Origin of the sequence: Nakamurella aerolata, assembly GCF_013002705.1 — a bacterium.
In the GTDB taxonomy this organism is placed as follows: domain Bacteria; phylum Actinomycetota; class Actinomycetes; order Mycobacteriales; family Nakamurellaceae; genus Nakamurella; species Nakamurella aerolata.
The window spans coordinates 186,710-200,998 of sequence record NZ_JABEND010000003.1; the positions used below are offsets into that span (position 1 = coordinate 186,710).

At 70.7% G+C, this 14,289-nt stretch carries 14 protein-coding genes and 2 pseudogenes; 13 read left to right on the plus strand and 3 right to left on the minus strand.

All coding sequences use genetic code 11. From position 1 onward, the window contains the following. Nucleotides 1–28: 28 nt before the first annotated feature. Nucleotides 29–568, minus strand: coding sequence for a dTDP-4-dehydrorhamnose 3,5-epimerase family protein (locus HKD39_RS06920; RefSeq protein WP_171199427.1), 540 nt, complete (start codon nucleotides 566–568; stop codon nucleotides 29–31). Nucleotides 569–801: 233 nt separating this feature from the next. On the opposite strand from HKD39_RS06920, the gene HKD39_RS06925 reads away from it, so the two are divergent. The 5 genes from HKD39_RS06925 to HKD39_RS06945 are packed head-to-tail and all read left to right on the plus strand — an operon-like array spanning nucleotide 802 to nucleotide 5,155. Further along, complete coding sequence (locus HKD39_RS06925; protein WP_171199138.1) at nucleotides 802–1,593, plus strand: phosphatidylserine decarboxylase; 792 nt, start codon at nucleotides 802–804, stop codon at nucleotides 1,591–1,593. Between the two features lie 6 nt (nucleotides 1,594–1,599). Continuing rightward, nucleotides 1,600–2,514 carry a CDP-alcohol phosphatidyltransferase family protein gene (locus HKD39_RS06930; RefSeq protein ID WP_171199139.1) on the plus strand — a complete coding sequence of 305 codons (915 nt, stop codon included), beginning with the start codon at nucleotides 1,600–1,602 and terminating at the stop codon, nucleotides 2,512–2,514. Nucleotides 2,515–2,547: 33 nt separating this feature from the next. After that, nucleotides 2,548–3,327, plus strand: a complete 780-nt coding sequence (locus HKD39_RS06935) for a 5-oxoprolinase subunit PxpA (RefSeq protein ID WP_171199140.1) — start codon at nucleotides 2,548–2,550, stop codon at nucleotides 3,325–3,327. A gap of 2 nt (nucleotides 3,328–3,329) precedes the next feature. Continuing rightward, nucleotides 3,330–4,133 (plus strand): 5-oxoprolinase subunit B family protein, encoded by an 804-nt coding sequence (locus tag HKD39_RS06940; RefSeq protein WP_425488425.1) that lies wholly within the window; start codon nucleotides 3,330–3,332, stop codon nucleotides 4,131–4,133. Beyond that, entirely contained in the window at nucleotides 4,130–5,155 is a 1,026-nt protein-coding gene (locus tag HKD39_RS06945; protein ID WP_171199141.1) for a 5-oxoprolinase subunit C family protein, read from the plus strand. The genes HKD39_RS06940 and HKD39_RS06945 overlap by 4 nt, the downstream gene beginning before the upstream one ends. A 285-nt stretch (nucleotides 5,156–5,440) precedes the next feature. Here the strand turns inward: HKD39_RS06945 and HKD39_RS06950 are convergent, their stop codons facing one another. Beyond that, a complete protein-coding gene (locus HKD39_RS06950) occupies nucleotides 5,441–6,997 on the minus strand; it encodes an ATP-dependent DNA ligase (RefSeq protein WP_171199142.1) in 1,557 nt (518 codons plus the stop codon). 114 nt (nucleotides 6,998–7,111) lie between these two features. Continuing rightward, entirely contained in the window at nucleotides 7,112–7,420 is a 309-nt protein-coding gene (locus tag HKD39_RS06955) for a DUF3263 domain-containing protein (RefSeq protein ID WP_171199143.1), read from the minus strand. 383 nt (nucleotides 7,421–7,803) lie between these two features. Here HKD39_RS06955 and HKD39_RS06960 point away from each other — a divergent pair. The 8 genes and pseudogenes from HKD39_RS06960 to HKD39_RS20390 form a co-directional block, all read left to right on the plus strand. Then, a pseudogene (locus HKD39_RS06960) lies at nucleotides 7,804–8,052 on the plus strand (LLM class flavin-dependent oxidoreductase); the annotation flags it as partial. Between the two features lie 46 nt (nucleotides 8,053–8,098). Next, a complete protein-coding gene (locus HKD39_RS06965) occupies nucleotides 8,099–9,535 on the plus strand; it encodes a recombinase family protein (protein ID WP_138572852.1) in 1,437 nt (478 codons plus the stop codon). Nucleotides 9,536–9,716: 181 nt separating this feature from the next. Continuing rightward, a complete protein-coding gene (locus tag HKD39_RS06970; RefSeq protein ID WP_171199145.1) occupies nucleotides 9,717–9,929 on the plus strand; it encodes a hypothetical protein in 213 nt (70 codons plus the stop codon). Next, nucleotides 9,929–10,177, plus strand: coding sequence for a hypothetical protein (locus HKD39_RS06975; RefSeq protein WP_077350343.1), 249 nt, complete (start codon nucleotides 9,929–9,931; stop codon nucleotides 10,175–10,177). The genes HKD39_RS06970 and HKD39_RS06975 overlap by 1 nt, the downstream gene beginning before the upstream one ends. A gap of 327 nt (nucleotides 10,178–10,504) precedes the next feature. Continuing rightward, nucleotides 10,505–11,929 (plus strand): Rep family protein, encoded by a 1,425-nt coding sequence (locus tag HKD39_RS06980; RefSeq protein ID WP_077350339.1) that lies wholly within the window; start codon nucleotides 10,505–10,507, stop codon nucleotides 11,927–11,929. Beyond that, nucleotides 11,926–12,516 carry a hypothetical protein gene (locus HKD39_RS06985; RefSeq protein WP_119030964.1) on the plus strand — a complete coding sequence of 197 codons (591 nt, stop codon included), beginning with the start codon at nucleotides 11,926–11,928 and terminating at the stop codon, nucleotides 12,514–12,516. Before HKD39_RS06980 ends, HKD39_RS06985 begins: the two co-directional genes overlap by 4 nt. Beyond that, nucleotides 12,513–12,974 (plus strand): annotated as a pseudogene (locus tag HKD39_RS20385) (relaxase/mobilization nuclease domain-containing protein); the annotation flags it as partial. The gene HKD39_RS06985 and the pseudogene HKD39_RS20385, both read left to right, overlap by 4 nt. Before the next feature lie 412 nt (nucleotides 12,975–13,386). Continuing rightward, entirely contained in the window at nucleotides 13,387–14,289 is a 903-nt protein-coding gene (locus HKD39_RS20390) for a hypothetical protein (protein WP_343074628.1), read from the plus strand.

A 14,289-nucleotide genomic window follows, 5' to 3' on the forward strand; every position in this document is an offset into this window, starting at 1 on the left:
CCGGCTGACCGGCGCGCTGGCCGCCGGGTCAGTGCGTGCGCGCCTGCGAGAACACCGGTGCCCCAGCGTCTTTGGCCGAAACCTGCGCCGGGTTGGCCGGGTCCACCGGCACCGGCCAGCCGATGTTCAGCCCGGGATCGAGCGGGCTGTAGGCCACCCCTGCCATGCCCGGCTTCCACTCGTCGGTGAAGCAGTAAAGGTACTGGCAGTCGGTGACCGCCTGGAACCCGTTGCACACCCCGGCCGGCACCAGCACCTGGGTGCCGGGCCGCAACGGCACCGTCACCACGTTGCCGTAGGTCGGCGAATCCTCGCGGGCGTCGAGGTAGGCACCGAACGCCTCGCCGGCGACGCAGGCGACGAGCTTGACCATCGCCTCGCCGTGCAGCCCGCGAATGCCGCCGGCCTTGGTCTCGGTGGCATTGATCTGCTGCCAGGCACCCAGACCAGCCAGCGCGTCGGCGTAACTGGACGCCCGGTACAGCTCGCGCACGGTGCCCCGGTCGTCGGTGACCTGTTTCATGGTCAGCACCAGCAGCCCGTCGATGTCGGTGGTCTGGGTGTTCATGTCGATGATCTGCGGACTCGTCACGGCGTCATCGTAGAGGCCGTGTGCCGCCGGGGCGCGGGCCGACGCGGCGCTTGCCTGGGGCCGTGCGCCGCCGGGGCGCGGGCCGACGCGGCGGCGCGTGCCTGACGCGACGCTGCCGACCCGACGCTTGCCGACGCGGCGCCGACGCGGCGCATGCCCCGGGGCTCGCGGCGCGGGGGCGGAAGGTCCCTGCACTACCGTGGTGCGCAATGTCGCATTCCGGAAACCACACCGCGCCGCCCGCCGCCCCGCCTGCCACCGCAGACGCCGGCGGCGGTCTGCGGCACACCCTCGAGCTGGTGCGCTCGGCGGTGCCGCCGCTGCACCCCGGCGGCCGCGGCATCGTGGCCGCAGCGGCCGGTGGCACGCTGCTGGCCCGCACGCTGCTGCGCAGGGTCGGGCTGCGCCGGGCCGGCGCAGCGGTGGGCCGGTTCGGGCTGGCCGGTACCGCAGCGACCGCGCTGTTCTTCCGGGAGCCGAAGCGGGTACCGCCGGCCGACATCGGCGTGGTGGTGTCGGCCGCCGACGGCCTGGTGGCGCTTGTCGACCAGGCCGCTCCCCCGCCGGAGCTGGGTCTGCCCGACACCCCGCGGCCGCGGGTGTCGGTGTTCCTGTCGCTGCTGGACGTGCACGTGCAGCGGGTGCCGGTGGCCGGGGTCGTCACCGAAGTGGCGTACCGGGCCGGCACCTTCCTGTCCGCCGATCTGGACAAGGCGTCGGCCGACAACGAGCGCAACAGTGTGGTGATCGCACCGGCCGCCGGCGGCGATCCGGTGGTGGTCGTCCAGATCGCCGGGCTGCTGGCCCGCCGGATCGTGTGCGACCTGCGGGCCGGCAGCCAGGCGGAGCTCGGCAGCACCTACGGCTTGATCCGGTTCGGCTCCCGCGTCGATGTCTACCTCCCGGTCGGCACCACGACGCTGGTGCGGCCGGGGCAGCGGATGGTCGGCGGCGAGACGGTGCTGGCGCGGCTGACGCCGGCGTCCGACAGCGGCGGCTGAGCCCAGGTGGCAATACCTCCCGGCGTGAAGTTCCTGCCCAACGCCATCACCGTGCTGGCGTTGTGCGCCGGGCTGTCGTCGGTGGCGTTCGCTCATCGCGCCACCATGGAGACCGGCGTCGGCTGGTGGCTGCTGACCGCCGGAATGATTGCCACCGCAGCGATTCTCGACTCCCTCGACGGACCGGCGGCGCGGCTGCTGAACGCCGAGAGCCGGATCGGCGCGCAACTGGACTCACTCAGCGATTGCGTGAGTTTCGGTGTTGCTCCGGCCATGGTGATGTACCTGTGGGGGCTGGATCAGCAGCCGATCGGCTGGGTGTTCTGTCTGCTGTACGCGGTGTGCACCGCGCTGCGGCTGGCCCGGTTCAACTCGGTGCTGGACGACGGACCGCCCCAGCCATGGGCCAAGGGTTTCTTCACCGGCATCCCGTCGCCGGCCGGCGCGCTGCTGGCCATCTACCCGATGCTGCTCGACACCAGGTTCGGCGACGGCTGGTGGACCAACAAGTGGCTGGCCGGGCTGTGGATCGGCATCGTCGGGCTGTTGATGGTGTCGCGGCTCCCGTCGATCGCGCTGAAGTCGGTGATCTTCCCGCCGCAGCTGATCCTGCCGGCGCTGGTGCTGCTGGTGGTCGCCGTCGCGCTGACCTTCTACCAGCCGGTGATCATGGTCGGTCTCGGCCTGCTGGTGTACCTGGCGCACCTGCCTTATGCGGCCTGGAAGCGCCAGCACATCAGGCATCAACCCGACCTGTGGTACGACAATCGCCGCAGGTCCGCGCTGCGGGCCAGGGCGCACCGCAACGCGCGGCTGCGGCCCCGGCGGGCATCGGTGCGCAGGGTCGCCGGTCAGCGGCGGCCGCGCCCGGCCGATCCGCAGCGCCCGTCCCGGCCGATCGGGCGCCGGCGGTTGCGCTGAGCTCGCCCGGCGCTTGCTGGGCGATCGGGCAGGATGACCCGCATGGACCTCAACGCCGACCTCGGTGAGTCGTTCGGCCGCTGGACGCTCGGCGACGACGCGGCCATGCTCGCCATCGTCACCAGTGCCAACGTGGCGTGCGGCTTCCACGCCGGCGACCCAACGGTGTTGCTGCAGTGCTGCGAGCGGGCCGCCGCGCACGACGTGCGGATCGGCGCCCAGGTCGGTTACCGCGACCTGGCCGGCTTCGGCCGCCGCTTCATCGACGTTGCCCCCGCCGATCTGGAGGCCGACGTGCTGTATCAGCTCGGCGCGCTGGACGGGCTGGCGCGCGCTGCCGACTCGCGGGTCAGCTACCTGAAACCCCATGGGGCGCTGTACAACACGGTGGTGCACCACCGGGCGCAGGCGGCCGCGGTTGTCGCCGCGGTGCGCCGGTACGACGCCAGCCTGCCGGTGCTCGGGCTGCCCGGCTCGGCGCTGCTGGAGCTGGCCGACGCTGCCGGGCTGCGCACCGTCCGGGAGGCGTTCGCCGACCGCGCCTACACCCCGATGGGCACCCTGGTGCCGCGCGCCGAACCCGGCGCGGTGCTGCACGATCCCGACGAGATCGCCCGCCGGGTGGTCGGTCTGGCACGTGATCACACCCTCACCGCCGTCGACGGCACGGTGTTGACGGTGGACGCCGACTCGGTCTGCGTGCACGGTGACAGCCCCGGCGCCGTCGCCATCGCCACCGCGGTCCGCACCGCGCTGGTGGCGGCCGGGCTGGCGGTGGCCGCCTTCACGCAGCCGGCACCGGGACGGAGCTGACGGTGCGGGTGCTGCCGATGGGCGACCGTGCGCTGCTGCTCGAGGTGGATTCCGCCGACCAGGTGGCAGCGCTGGATCAGCTGCTGCGGCAACGGGTTTCCGGGCGGGCATCGTCGGGTTCGGCCACTGCGTCCGAGATCGTCGAAGTGGTGCCGGCGGCCCGGACGCTGCTGGTGCGCACCCGCGACGTGCCGTCGGCAGCGTTGTGGGAGGCGCTCGGCGCGCTGGTGCGCGGCGGTGTTGTTGGGGGCAGTGTTGTTGGGGGCGGTGTCGTTGGCGGCGGGCTCGATGCCGAGCAGCCCAACCCGGCCGCCACCGTTCTGGGCGCCGGCGCCGGGTCCGGCCCGGGGTCAGCCGCTGGGTCCGGCGCGGAGGCGGACGCTGGTCGTGGCGCGGGGTCGGGCGCGGCTGCCGACCTGCCGGTCGAGATCCCGGTGCGGTACGACGGCGCCGACCTGGGCGAGGTGGCCGCGCTCACCGGGCTCGGCGTCGCCGAGCTGATTGCCGCCCACACCGACTCCGTGTGGCGGGCAGCGTTCGCCGGCTTCGCGCCGGGTTTTGCCTACCTCACCGGCGGTGACCCGCGGCTGGCGGTGCCGCGACGCACCCACCCGCGCACCGAGATCCCCTCAGGCGCAGTGGGTTTGGCCGGTGAGTACTGCGGCATCTACCCGCGCCGGTCGCCCGGCGGCTGGCAGCTGATCGGCCGCACCGATGCGGTGCTGTGGGACGAGCGGCGCGATCCGCCCGCGCTGCTGACCCCCGGCACGCTGGTGCGGTTCGTCGCCGTCCGGGACGGTCGATGACGCCGCCCGCGCAGCTGGACGTCATCAGCACCGGGCCGCTGACGCTGGTGCAGGACTTGGGCCGCCCCGGCTGGGCGCATCTGGGGGTGAGCGACAGCGGCGCCGCCGACCGGGCCGCGTTCCGGCGCGGTGCCGCGCTGGTCGGCAACGATGTCGGCCGGCCGGCCCTTGAGGTGGTGCTGGGCGGGTTGGCCGTGCGCGCGGTCGGCGCGGTGCGGGTGGCGGTGACCGGCGCCGGCGTCCCTTTGCGGCATCAGCGTGCCGCCGATCGCTCGACGCAGCGGCCGAGCTGCGACACGGTGCTGCAGCTGGCGGACGGTGATGTGCTGCGGCTGGGTACTCCGCGATCCGGGCTGCGCAACTATCTCTCGGTGTCCGGCGGCATCGACGTGCCGGCCGTGCTCGGATCGCGATCCACCGACACGCTGTCCGGTCTCGGCCCGGCGCCGGTGCGACCCGGCGATCGGCTGCCGGTCGGATCGGCGCCCGGCGAACCGGTTTTCACCGATCCCGTTGGGACCGGCCCGGTTTCTCGCGGCTCTGTTCCCAACAGCGCTGTCCCCCATCACCCGGTGGCCAGCGATCCGGCGCCCGCGGACAATGCGCGGGCGCTCGACGCCACGGAGGCGCTGACCCTTCCGGTGATCCCCGGCCCGCGCAGCGACTACCTCGCCGACCCCGACCTGTTGGTGCGTTCGGCCTGGACCGTCTCGCCGCACAGCGACCGGATCGGCCTGCGGCTGCTGCATCCCGGCGGTGAGAAGTTCGCCAGGGCAACGGGTTTCGCCGATCGTGAGCTGCCGAGCGAGCCGATGCTGCGCGGCGCGATCCAGGTGCCGCCCTCGGGTGAGCCGGTGATCCTGTTCGCCGACCACCCCACCACCGGCGGCTACCCGGTGATCGGCGTCGTCGCCGACGCGGGACTGGACGCGCTGGCGCAGCTGCGGCCGGGCGCGGCGGTGCGGTTCCGCTGGAGCCCCGGCGCCAGTGCCCCCGGCGCCGGTGCCCCCGACATCGGTTAGCCGACCTCAGCAAGCACCGGCGTCCGTTGGCGGAAGATCGTGCACCGTAGTCGGTGGCCGATCTTCCGCTATCACGCACGCACCGGTCAGTCGGCTGCGGGCACCAGCGCGCGCACCGCCGCGGCGCGGCGATCCAGTGCGGCTCCGCTGGAACCCCAGCGCCAGTGCTCCCAGCGCCAGTGCCCCCGACATCGGTTAGCCGACCTCAGCAAGCACCGGCGTCAGTTGGCGGAAGATCGTGCACCGTAGTCGGTGGCCGATCTTCCGCGATCGCGCACGGACCGGTCAGTCGGCTATGGGCAGCAACGCACGCAGCGCCTCGATGGTGTCCGCCTGGTCGGCCGGTTTACCGCTGCCCGGCTCGAAAGCGTCGCTGCGGTAACGCTTGACCCGCGCGAAGCGCAGCGCCACCCCGCCCGGATACCTGGTCGACCGCTGTACCCCGTCGATGGCTATCTCCACCACCGTTGTCGGCTGCACGAATACCGTCGTGGTGGTTGACCGGGTCTGGATGGTCGGGAAGTACTCCGTCTGCCACTCGAGAACCGCGTCGGTGAGTCCCTTGAAGGTCTTGCCCACCATCACGAATCCGCCGGGCGGCCCGAATTGCCCGTCCGGATCTCTGGCTCCGAGGTGCAGGTTCGACAGCCAGCCCTGCCGACGCCCGTACCCCCACTCCGCCGCCAGCACCACCAGGTCGTAGGTGTGCACCGGCTTCACCTTGATCCACGACTTGCCGCGCCGCCCGGCCGCGTAGGGCGCCGACAGGTCTTTCACCACGGCGCCCTCGTGCCCGGCGGCGACGGCATCGGCGAACACCCGCTCGGCCTCCGCAGGGCTCGCCGTCACCTCGCCCGGCATCATTCTGTCGCCGACAATGCGTTGCAGCGCAATCCTTCTGCGCTCCAGCGGCTCGTCGAGGTAGTCGACCCCGTCGGCGTGCAACACGTCGAAGAACCAGGCCGACAGCTCCGCCGGCCGGACGGCCGTGGCGCCGAACCGCGACATGCTGTCGGCGAACGGGCGGGCCTTGCCGTCGGCGTCGAGGGTGAGGGTCTCCCCGTCGAGAATCAGGTCGCCGCCGGGAAAGCCGGCCACCATCTCAGCCAGCTCTGGCACCCGCGGGGTGATGTCGGCGAGGCTGCGGGTGTACGCGGTGACCTCACCTCCGACCCTGTGCACCTGCAGCCGGGCGCCGTCCATCTTGTACTCGACCGACGCCGGCCCGCCGAGCTCGGCCAGCGCGGCCGTCACCGTCGGGGCGCTGGCGGCCAGCATCGGCAGCACCGGAACGCCGGGGGTGAGTCCGACCGCGCCGAGATCGTCACCGGAAACCGCCCGCTGCGCCGTCAGCCCAAGGTCGCCGATCAACATGGCCGCCCGGCGGACCCGCGCCGCCGGCAGTTCGGCGGCGCCGGCGACGGCGTCCAGCAGCACCCCGTCCAGCGCCCCGGTGCGCATGTCGCCGAGCAGCGCCCTGCGCAGGAAATCCTGTTCGGCTCCGGTGGCCCGGCCGAAAAGCTCGCCAAGCAGTTCGCCGCGGCGGGCGCCGACGCCGGCGCCGGACTCGACGGACTTGAGTGCCTGCAACGCGTCGTCGACGTCCGGCAGCGTCAGGGTGGCGGCCTCGGCGGCCGGCGGCGTGACCGCGGACAGCGTGCGCCAGCCGATACCGGTGCGGCCCTGGCGCGGCTTGCCCAGCAGCAGTCCGGTCGCGATCGGCGCCTGGTCCGGCTCGTCCGCGAGGCGGCGGAGCAGCGCACTCAGCGTGCCCACCTTCGCCAGCCGGGACGGGGTGCCGGCCACCGTCGCGGCCGCCTCGACCACCTCAGCCAGCAGCATCGGCACAGGTTAGCGGGGACGGCCGACGGCAGACCCTGCTGCCTGCGAGAACGCCGCGGCGCGCGCCGCCGGGTACCGGGCCGACTTCGACAGGACCGGGGTCAGTCGTCGCGGTCAGTCGTCAATGCCGAGTCGCCGCTTGGAGCGGGCGGCCTGCCTGGACGCGCGCATCCGGCGGAGCCGGCGCACCAGCAGCGGGTCGTGGGCCAGCGCTGCCGGGTTGTCGATGATCTCGTTCAGCACCTGGTAGTAGCGAGTGGGCGACAGGTCGAACATGTCTTTGATGGCCTGCTCCTTGGCGCCGGCGTACTGCCACCACTGCCGCTCGAACTGCAGGATGTCGCGGTCGCGACGGTTCAGCCCGTCGGGTACCTGCTCCGCCCCGAGCTGCTCGGCGGTGTTGTCGCCCGTGTTGCCTGCCATGCGTCCCTCCGCCTGCTGCCGGTCCGTGCCGCTCGTGCCAAGGGAGCCGGATTCACCTGCCGGACGCCGATCGCCCCGGCCCGGTCTCTCCGGATCAGGCCGTGCCGGGCCCTGAGCCCGGTCTTGGGTCCAGTTCCGGTCCGATTTCGTTCCGGTCGCGATCCCGGCGGCGCCGGAATCACATCCGTGTAACTCCCGGGGTCATTGCACCATCGTTGCGACGTCGCGGTCCAGCCCGGCGCGGAGTGTCGCACCGCTGGATCGTCAGCGTGTCGCGCGGTTGTCGCAGGTCTCGTGACGTGTGGGATTGTTGTTACTGGAGTGCCTGTTGAGCCCACCCGGGCGCCTGGAATGTTTCTTGACACGTCAACGTTAGGAGAGACATGAAGGCATTCGGATTTCTCTCGTTCGGTCACTATCAAGACGTGCCGGGTTCGGCGACTCGAACCGCGGCAGACATGATCAAGCAGTCCATCGAGATCGGCGTTGGGGCGGATGAGATCGGCGTCAACGGCGCCTACTTCCGGGTCCACCACTTCGCCCCGCAGCAGGCCTCGCCGATGCCGCTGCTGACCGCGATCGCGGCCAAGACCTCGCGGATCGAGGTGGGCACCGGCGTCATCGACCTGCGGTAGCTTATATCGCGGTTGCAACACTCGTTCACGTAAGCTTGGTTGCATGGTTGAACTGGTATCGCTGAGGAAGACGAACGAGGTCGCCGCGTACGTCCGCGCCTCGATGGATCGCAAGGGCGACCGGTGGACGGTCGAGACCCAGTTGCGGAAGATCAGGGCTCTCGCCGAGGCCAAGGACTGGGAGGTCGTCGAGGTCTACGACGACAACGCTGTGTCGGCGACGAAGAAGCGCCGCGCTGGCACCCGGTGGGCCGAGATGCTGGACGACGCCCGCGCGGGCAGGTTCTCGATGGTCGTCGCCGTGGACATGGACCGCCTCCTGCGCAGCACGAAGGACCTGAACACGCTGATCGACCTCGGCCTGCGCGTCGTCACCGTGGACGGCGAGATCGACCTCTCGACGGCGGACGGCGAGTTCCGGGCGACGATGCTCGCCGCTCTCGCGCGGTTCGAGGCGCGCCGCAAGGCGGAGCGTCAGATCAGGTCGAACGAGCGCCGCCGCGCCGAGGGCATCCCGGCGTCCTCCTGGAAGGCGTTCGGCTGGACGAGGGAGGGTGAGCTGATCGAGGCGGAGGCCGACGCCGTACGGCGGGCCTTCGATGCGTTCCTCGGCGAGCCGTCGCTGTCGATCCGTCGCATCCGCGAGGACCTGAACAGCGCCGGTCATCTGACCGCGCGCGGGTCGGCGTTCTCCGTCGATGCCGTGCGGTACCTGCTGGCGAACCCGCTCTACGCTGGCTACATCAAGCACTACGCCTCGGGCGAGCTGTACCCGGTGCAGGGCGACGCGTTCCCGCCCATCGTTGGCGAGCAGACGTGGCGGGCCGCGGTGGCAAAGCTGGAGGACAACGTGCGGAGGTCGGCGAGGCAGGGCAACCAGCCGAAGTACCTCCTGTCCACGATTGGCCTGTGCGGGAAGTGCGGCGCGACGCTCGTCTCGGGGACCAACAGCCGCAAGCAGCCGACGTACCGCTGCGGCGAGCAGTTCCACCTCACCCGCCAGCGCGAGCCCGTCGATGCGATGGTCACCGAGGCGGTGCTCACCCGCCTGTCGTCGGTGGACGTGCACGACCTCGTGATGCCGCAGGAGGACGACGGGCCGGACCGCGAGGCGCTGCTGACCGAGCGGAACGCTCTGGTCGAGCGCGTCAAGGAGCTGAGCCCGCTGCTGCTGGACGTGCGCCAGCCCGTCCTGGAGATCACGGAGGCGATCAGGGGCGGAAAGGCCCGCATCGACCAGATCGACGCGGAGATACTCGACCGCTCGGTGTCGGTGGCGGCGAAGCTGCTGGGGGACGTGGACGAGTCGCTCGGCACCATGGAGCGCCGGGAGGTCGTCGAGTCGAAGTGGAAGGCCTTGGACATGGACCGCCGCCGGATGCTCGTGGACGAGCTGGTAACGGTGACCATCGAACCCATCGCGCCGGGTCACGTGAAGTTCGACCCCGACCTCATTCGAATAGAGCCGCGTCGCGACTGACACGCGAGTCGACTCGTCAGTGGACTGGTGAGTCGAGTCATGGGAGAATGGTTGCAGACAAGAAGATCCCACCGGGGCCGCGACTTAGAAGCGCGGGTTCTACTCCCGGATGAGTAGCCGGTCAAACAGCCCAACTACCGTGGCGGGGAACCGGAAGCACACTCATGTTTGAGGACTTCCGATGTCTGTCGTTATCGACGCTCCCCGCGCCTCCGCGCTGGACCGTCCTGGGCTCGACCAGGACCTGATCCCCGCTTCGCAAGCTGATGGGCTCGATCCCGTCATCGCCGTTGCCCTCGCCGCCGGTCGTCGTGCCGGTGAGCGCCTGACCAGCACGCCGCTGACCCCGCGCCAGCGCGCCGCCGTCGCCGCCGTGATGGGTGGTGGTCGCTGATGAGCGCCAACTCCGCTGCCTTCGACCACGTGAACGGCTTCCGCTGGCGTCTGGGCGATCCCACTCTCGCCGACGCGGAAGCGCATCTCTACGACCTCGGCGTGCTCCGCTCCGTGCTGGAAGAAGCCGTCGAGATCGCCGTCGCCGACGCCCGCGCCGATGGGGTGACCTGGGCGAGGATCGGCGATGCCCTCGGCGTCACGCATCAGGCCGTCATCAAGCGCTACCGCAAGGGCGGTGCCCGATGAGCACCACCGACTGCACCAGCGCCCTCGTGTCCGCCGACCTGACCCCGCCCGGAGGGCCTGCCCTGGCACCCGCCGGAGGCGGGCTGCCCGTCGTCGTGATGACCGCCGGAAGCCGTGTTCCGCACTCCAAGAGTTTCGGGAGCTTCATTCGTTCCTACGGGCGCGGCAAGGGCTTGTCGATTGCCGCGCCATGCACCAACATGCCTGGTCAGGAGCCGGTTCCGCCCTCGCACCGCCGCGTGACCTCGCGGGATCATTTGGGGTCTCATTTGGGGGTCAATAGGGGGTCATTTAAGGCGCCGCACGCTCCTTACGATGTCGCGGGCGGTGGTCGCCGTGGCTAAGCAGGAGAACAACCCCACGAGCATCGGACTCACGCAGTACCTCGATCCGTCGTACTGGACCTGGGCTGCCGAGGATGCGAACGGGGCCGCGCTGCTCCAGCAGGGGGCCGGGCCGATCCTCACCTACATCGTGCAGCGGCTCGAGGCGGTCGGCTGCGAAGTCGTCGAGGCCTACGGCATCGTGCACGACAAGGACGAGCGCGAGGTCTGGAGCGACACGGAGAAGGCACTCGTGGTCGAGCCGAAGCCGGATCACCTGCACGCGGTGATCAAGTTCGCCAGTCGTTCGAAGAGCGCGCCGCTGGATCGGCTCGCGTTCGGCATCGGCGTCGAGCCGCAGTACGTCGAGAAGCCCGGTCGCGGACGCTACGCCTTCGACAACATGCTGTCGTACCTGACGCACGTGAAGTACGCGGACAAGCACCAGTACGCCCCTTCGGAGGTCGCCACGGTGCGCGGGCCGGACTACCTCGGCATCGACGCCCTGCGCCGGGAGACGTGGCTCAAGGGCCGCGCCCACGTGAAGAAGAAGGTCGTCGCCGAGAACTTCGAGGACATGCGCGAGCGGGTGCTCCAGGGCGAGATCACGCGCGATCAGATCATGCTCACCGATGGCCTGTTCGACATCTACTCGCGGCATCAGCGGGAGATCGACGACGCACTGTCGGCCTATGGTCAGCGCCGCGCGTATCGGGCGGCAGCGAAGCTCCGCGCCGGTGATTTCTCAACGCATGTGGTGTTCGTCCACGGGGATGCCGGGATCGGCAAGACGCGGTTCGCAACGGACTTCATCATGGCGGCGATTGACGCGGCGAACGCGAACGGCGAGCGGTGGCAGGTCTACCGGGCCGCGACGGGCAACCCGCTCGATGACTGGCGCGGGGAGGAGGTTCTGCTGCTCGACGATCTGCGGGCTTCGGCGATGGATGCGAACGACTGGCTGTTGCTGCTCGATCCGTACAACGCCTCCCCGGCGAAGGCGCGTTACAAGAACAAGGGCGAGGTGGCTCCGCGACTGATCGTCATCACGGCCACCATCGAGCCGGTCGAGTTCTTCTTCTACGCCCGCCAGAAGGGCAACGTGGACGAGGCGCTGGACCAGTTCATCCGTCGCCTGGCATCGGTCGTGAAGGTGTTCCGCGCCGACGATATCAACCGCTACCTCGTGCAGCACATCGGGAAGATCGAGCCCTACGAGTGGCATCAGTGCAGCCTTCCGGCGGCCGCGCACACGCCGGGCGTCAACGGCAACTCGTACCACCAGCAGGTGGCTCCGTCGCGCGAGCTCACCTACGGTCCGGAGACCTCCGCGGAGCACGACGCCGAGAGCGCGGTTGTCGAACTGCTGAGCGGGCTCGCGGTGCGCAGCCCGGACGTGCCGCTGGCGCTGATCGGAGGTGCGGCATGAGCGCCGATCAGCACCCGCTCTTCCAGGGGATCGAAGGGGGCGGAGCCCCCTCGCAAGCAGGGCTGGAGGACACGAGCGTCAGCGATGTGTCCGACAGGCCTACTGCTTGCCACTCTGGCGTACAGGTGGAGCAGCAGGCCGACTCCCAGGTGAAAACCGGTCGGGCTGATGCGGAGGCTGTGCGCCAGAGTCACGGCGGCGCGAAGCGTCGTCGTGGGGGCGGCGGGCGGCTTGATACGCGCTTCGATGAGGCCACGCTCGGGGCGCTGCGCACTCGTGCGGAGCGGCTCGGGCTGGCTCCGAGCACCTGGGTGCGGAGCGTCGTGCGCGATGCTCTGCACGCCTCCCGGAGCGAGGAGCTGGACGCCGCCGTGGCCGCGCACCTGCTCGGCGTCGAGGCGCGCGTGCAGGCCTCGGCGGACGCCCGGGAGCTTGCCGCGCAGGTGCGCCCGCTGGCGATCAACGTCAACGACCTGGACCGCCGCGCGCGGGCCGGCGAGGCGGTCGCGCTGTCGGCGGAGGTGCCCGAGCTGATCGAGCTGCTGCGCGAGGTCCGGACCCTGCTCGGGGATCGGACGGCCTCATGAGCACCACGCACTACAGCCCGAGCACCAGCGTCGGAGACACGGAGCGCTACATCCGTGGCAAGGAGGACGAGCGCGGGGTCGCGATCACGTGCGACGTGCCGGGAGGCCCCGGCGCATTCTCGGCCCGCGCCCGCGCGCTCACGCAGAACACGAAGCGCGACGTCGAGGCACTGCACTACCGGCAGTCGTTCAGCGACGAGGAGTTCGACTCGAGCAGCCCGGAGGACGTGCAGCGGGTGAACGATCTGGGCTACCAGCTCGCGAAGAAGATGCACCCGGACTCGGACTGCCTCGTGGTCAGCCACGTGGATGGTCGGGGCAAGAAGCCGCACAACCACATCCTCGTGATCAATCACAGCAACCGGACCGGAAAGGCCCTCTCGGATTACCGCACGTTCCACGACCGCAAAGCCGGGAACCAGCGGGGCGTGCAGTCGGCGAACGACGAGTTGATGCGCGATCACGGCCTCTCGGTCGTGAAGCGGCTGGAGCACGCCCCGAAGGACTGGGAGCTGCGCCGCGAGGACTTCGCCGAGGGCGGTCTCGACCGCGAGATGGGCGACCGGATGAGCGCCGCCCTGGCCGATCCCCGGTCGGTGGACAAGGCCGGTCTTGAGGCGGTGATCGCGGAGCAGAACCAGCAGCTCGGCGGCGACGGGGAGCGGGTGCCGCGGATGCGCCTGCACAGCCCAGTCAGCAAGAAGGGCAAGCGCGCCGGTCAGGAGACCTGGACGCTCTACATCGAGGACCGCCGCGGCGAGTCCGGGCGCGCTGAGCGCCGCAAGCGCACGAGTGCGCTCTCGGCGGATTTCACACCGGAGGGCGCAGCCGCGTTCTTCGACTACCACCAGCAGCAGAAGGAGCAGGAACATGAGCGCAGCGCTCGACAGGCTGAAGCAGCAGAACGCGCACGAGCAGCCGCCGCAGCAGCTCGGCAGTCCGGCGACGATGGAGGTGTTGACCTCGATCCTCACCGCCGTCGAGGCGCAGAACGCGAGGCTCGACCGGCTGGCCGAGCAGCAGAAGAAGCTCGCGGGGTTCGTGAAGGTCATGGACGAGGAGACGACGAGGCGGCTGGAGAGGATCGCGGCCCCGGCGTCGACCTCCTCGCCCTCCAGCGACGTGTCCGCGAGGATCGCGAGTATCGAGAGCAGGCAGAACGAGATCGCGAGCACGCTCGGCGAGTTCGCGCGGAGTCTCAACGGCGAGAGCTTGAACGCCGCGTCGCGGAGCTTGGTCGCGGAGGCGCAGAAGAATCACGCGGCTACGGCCTCGGCGATTGAGGGGCTCAAGGCGCAGGCCGCAGCGAACCAGAAGCTCGTGAGCCAGGTCGGCGGAGCCGTGCAGCGGATCGAGAAGCGCACCGAGGAGCGGGTCGAGAAGGCCGTCGAGCAGGTCACCGGGGAGGCCTCGGCGACGATGACGGCAAACCTCGACGCGTCGAACGAGCGGGCCGAGCGGATCATCGCCGCCACGGCGAAGCTGGAGACCCGTCAGCTCTGGTCGGCTGCCGCCGCGATGTGCCTCGCACTCCTGCCGGTGGTCGTGGTCATCGCTGGGCTCTGGATGGGCATCGCCGGGCTCATCACGGGCGCTCAGTGGGCGCTGGACGTAAACGGGAGCGTGTGGCTCGGAATCGGGCGCTGGCTCGTGGTCGGTGTGGGCCTCGCCGGGGCCAGCTACGGGCTCTTCGCGTCCGTCCGCTGGGTCGCTGGCCTCGTGGAGACCTGGAAGGACCGCGGGCTGCCGAAGTGGCCGCGCTGGCGAAAGTAG

Coding starts and splice junctions, on each gene's coding strand:
- HKD39_RS06975 (WP_077350343.1), top strand. CDS start 9,929: ATGAGCGCCAACTCCGCTGCCTTCGACCACGTGAACGGCTTCCGCTGG.
- HKD39_RS06965 (WP_138572852.1), top strand. CDS start 8,099: ATGGTTGAACTGGTATCGCTGAGGAAGACGAACGAGGTCGCCGCGTAC.
- HKD39_RS06935 (WP_171199140.1), top strand. CDS start 2,548: ATGACCCGCATGGACCTCAACGCCGACCTCGGTGAGTCGTTCGGCCGC.
- HKD39_RS06985 (WP_119030964.1), top strand. CDS start 11,926: ATGAGCGCCGATCAGCACCCGCTCTTCCAGGGGATCGAAGGGGGCGGA.
- HKD39_RS06920 (WP_171199427.1), bottom strand. CDS start 568: ATGAACACCCAGACCACCGACATCGACGGGCTGCTGGTGCTGACCATG.
- HKD39_RS20390 (WP_343074628.1), top strand. CDS start 13,387: ATGAGCGCAGCGCTCGACAGGCTGAAGCAGCAGAACGCGCACGAGCAG.
- HKD39_RS06970 (WP_171199145.1), top strand. CDS start 9,717: ATGTCTGTCGTTATCGACGCTCCCCGCGCCTCCGCGCTGGACCGTCCT.
- HKD39_RS06925 (WP_171199138.1), top strand. CDS start 802: ATGTCGCATTCCGGAAACCACACCGCGCCGCCCGCCGCCCCGCCTGCC.
- HKD39_RS06945 (WP_171199141.1), top strand. CDS start 4,130: ATGACGCCGCCCGCGCAGCTGGACGTCATCAGCACCGGGCCGCTGACG.
- HKD39_RS06950 (WP_171199142.1), bottom strand. CDS start 6,997: ATGCTGCTGGCTGAGGTGGTCGAGGCGGCCGCGACGGTGGCCGGCACC.
- HKD39_RS06955 (WP_171199143.1), bottom strand. CDS start 7,420: ATGGCAGGCAACACGGGCGACAACACCGCCGAGCAGCTCGGGGCGGAG.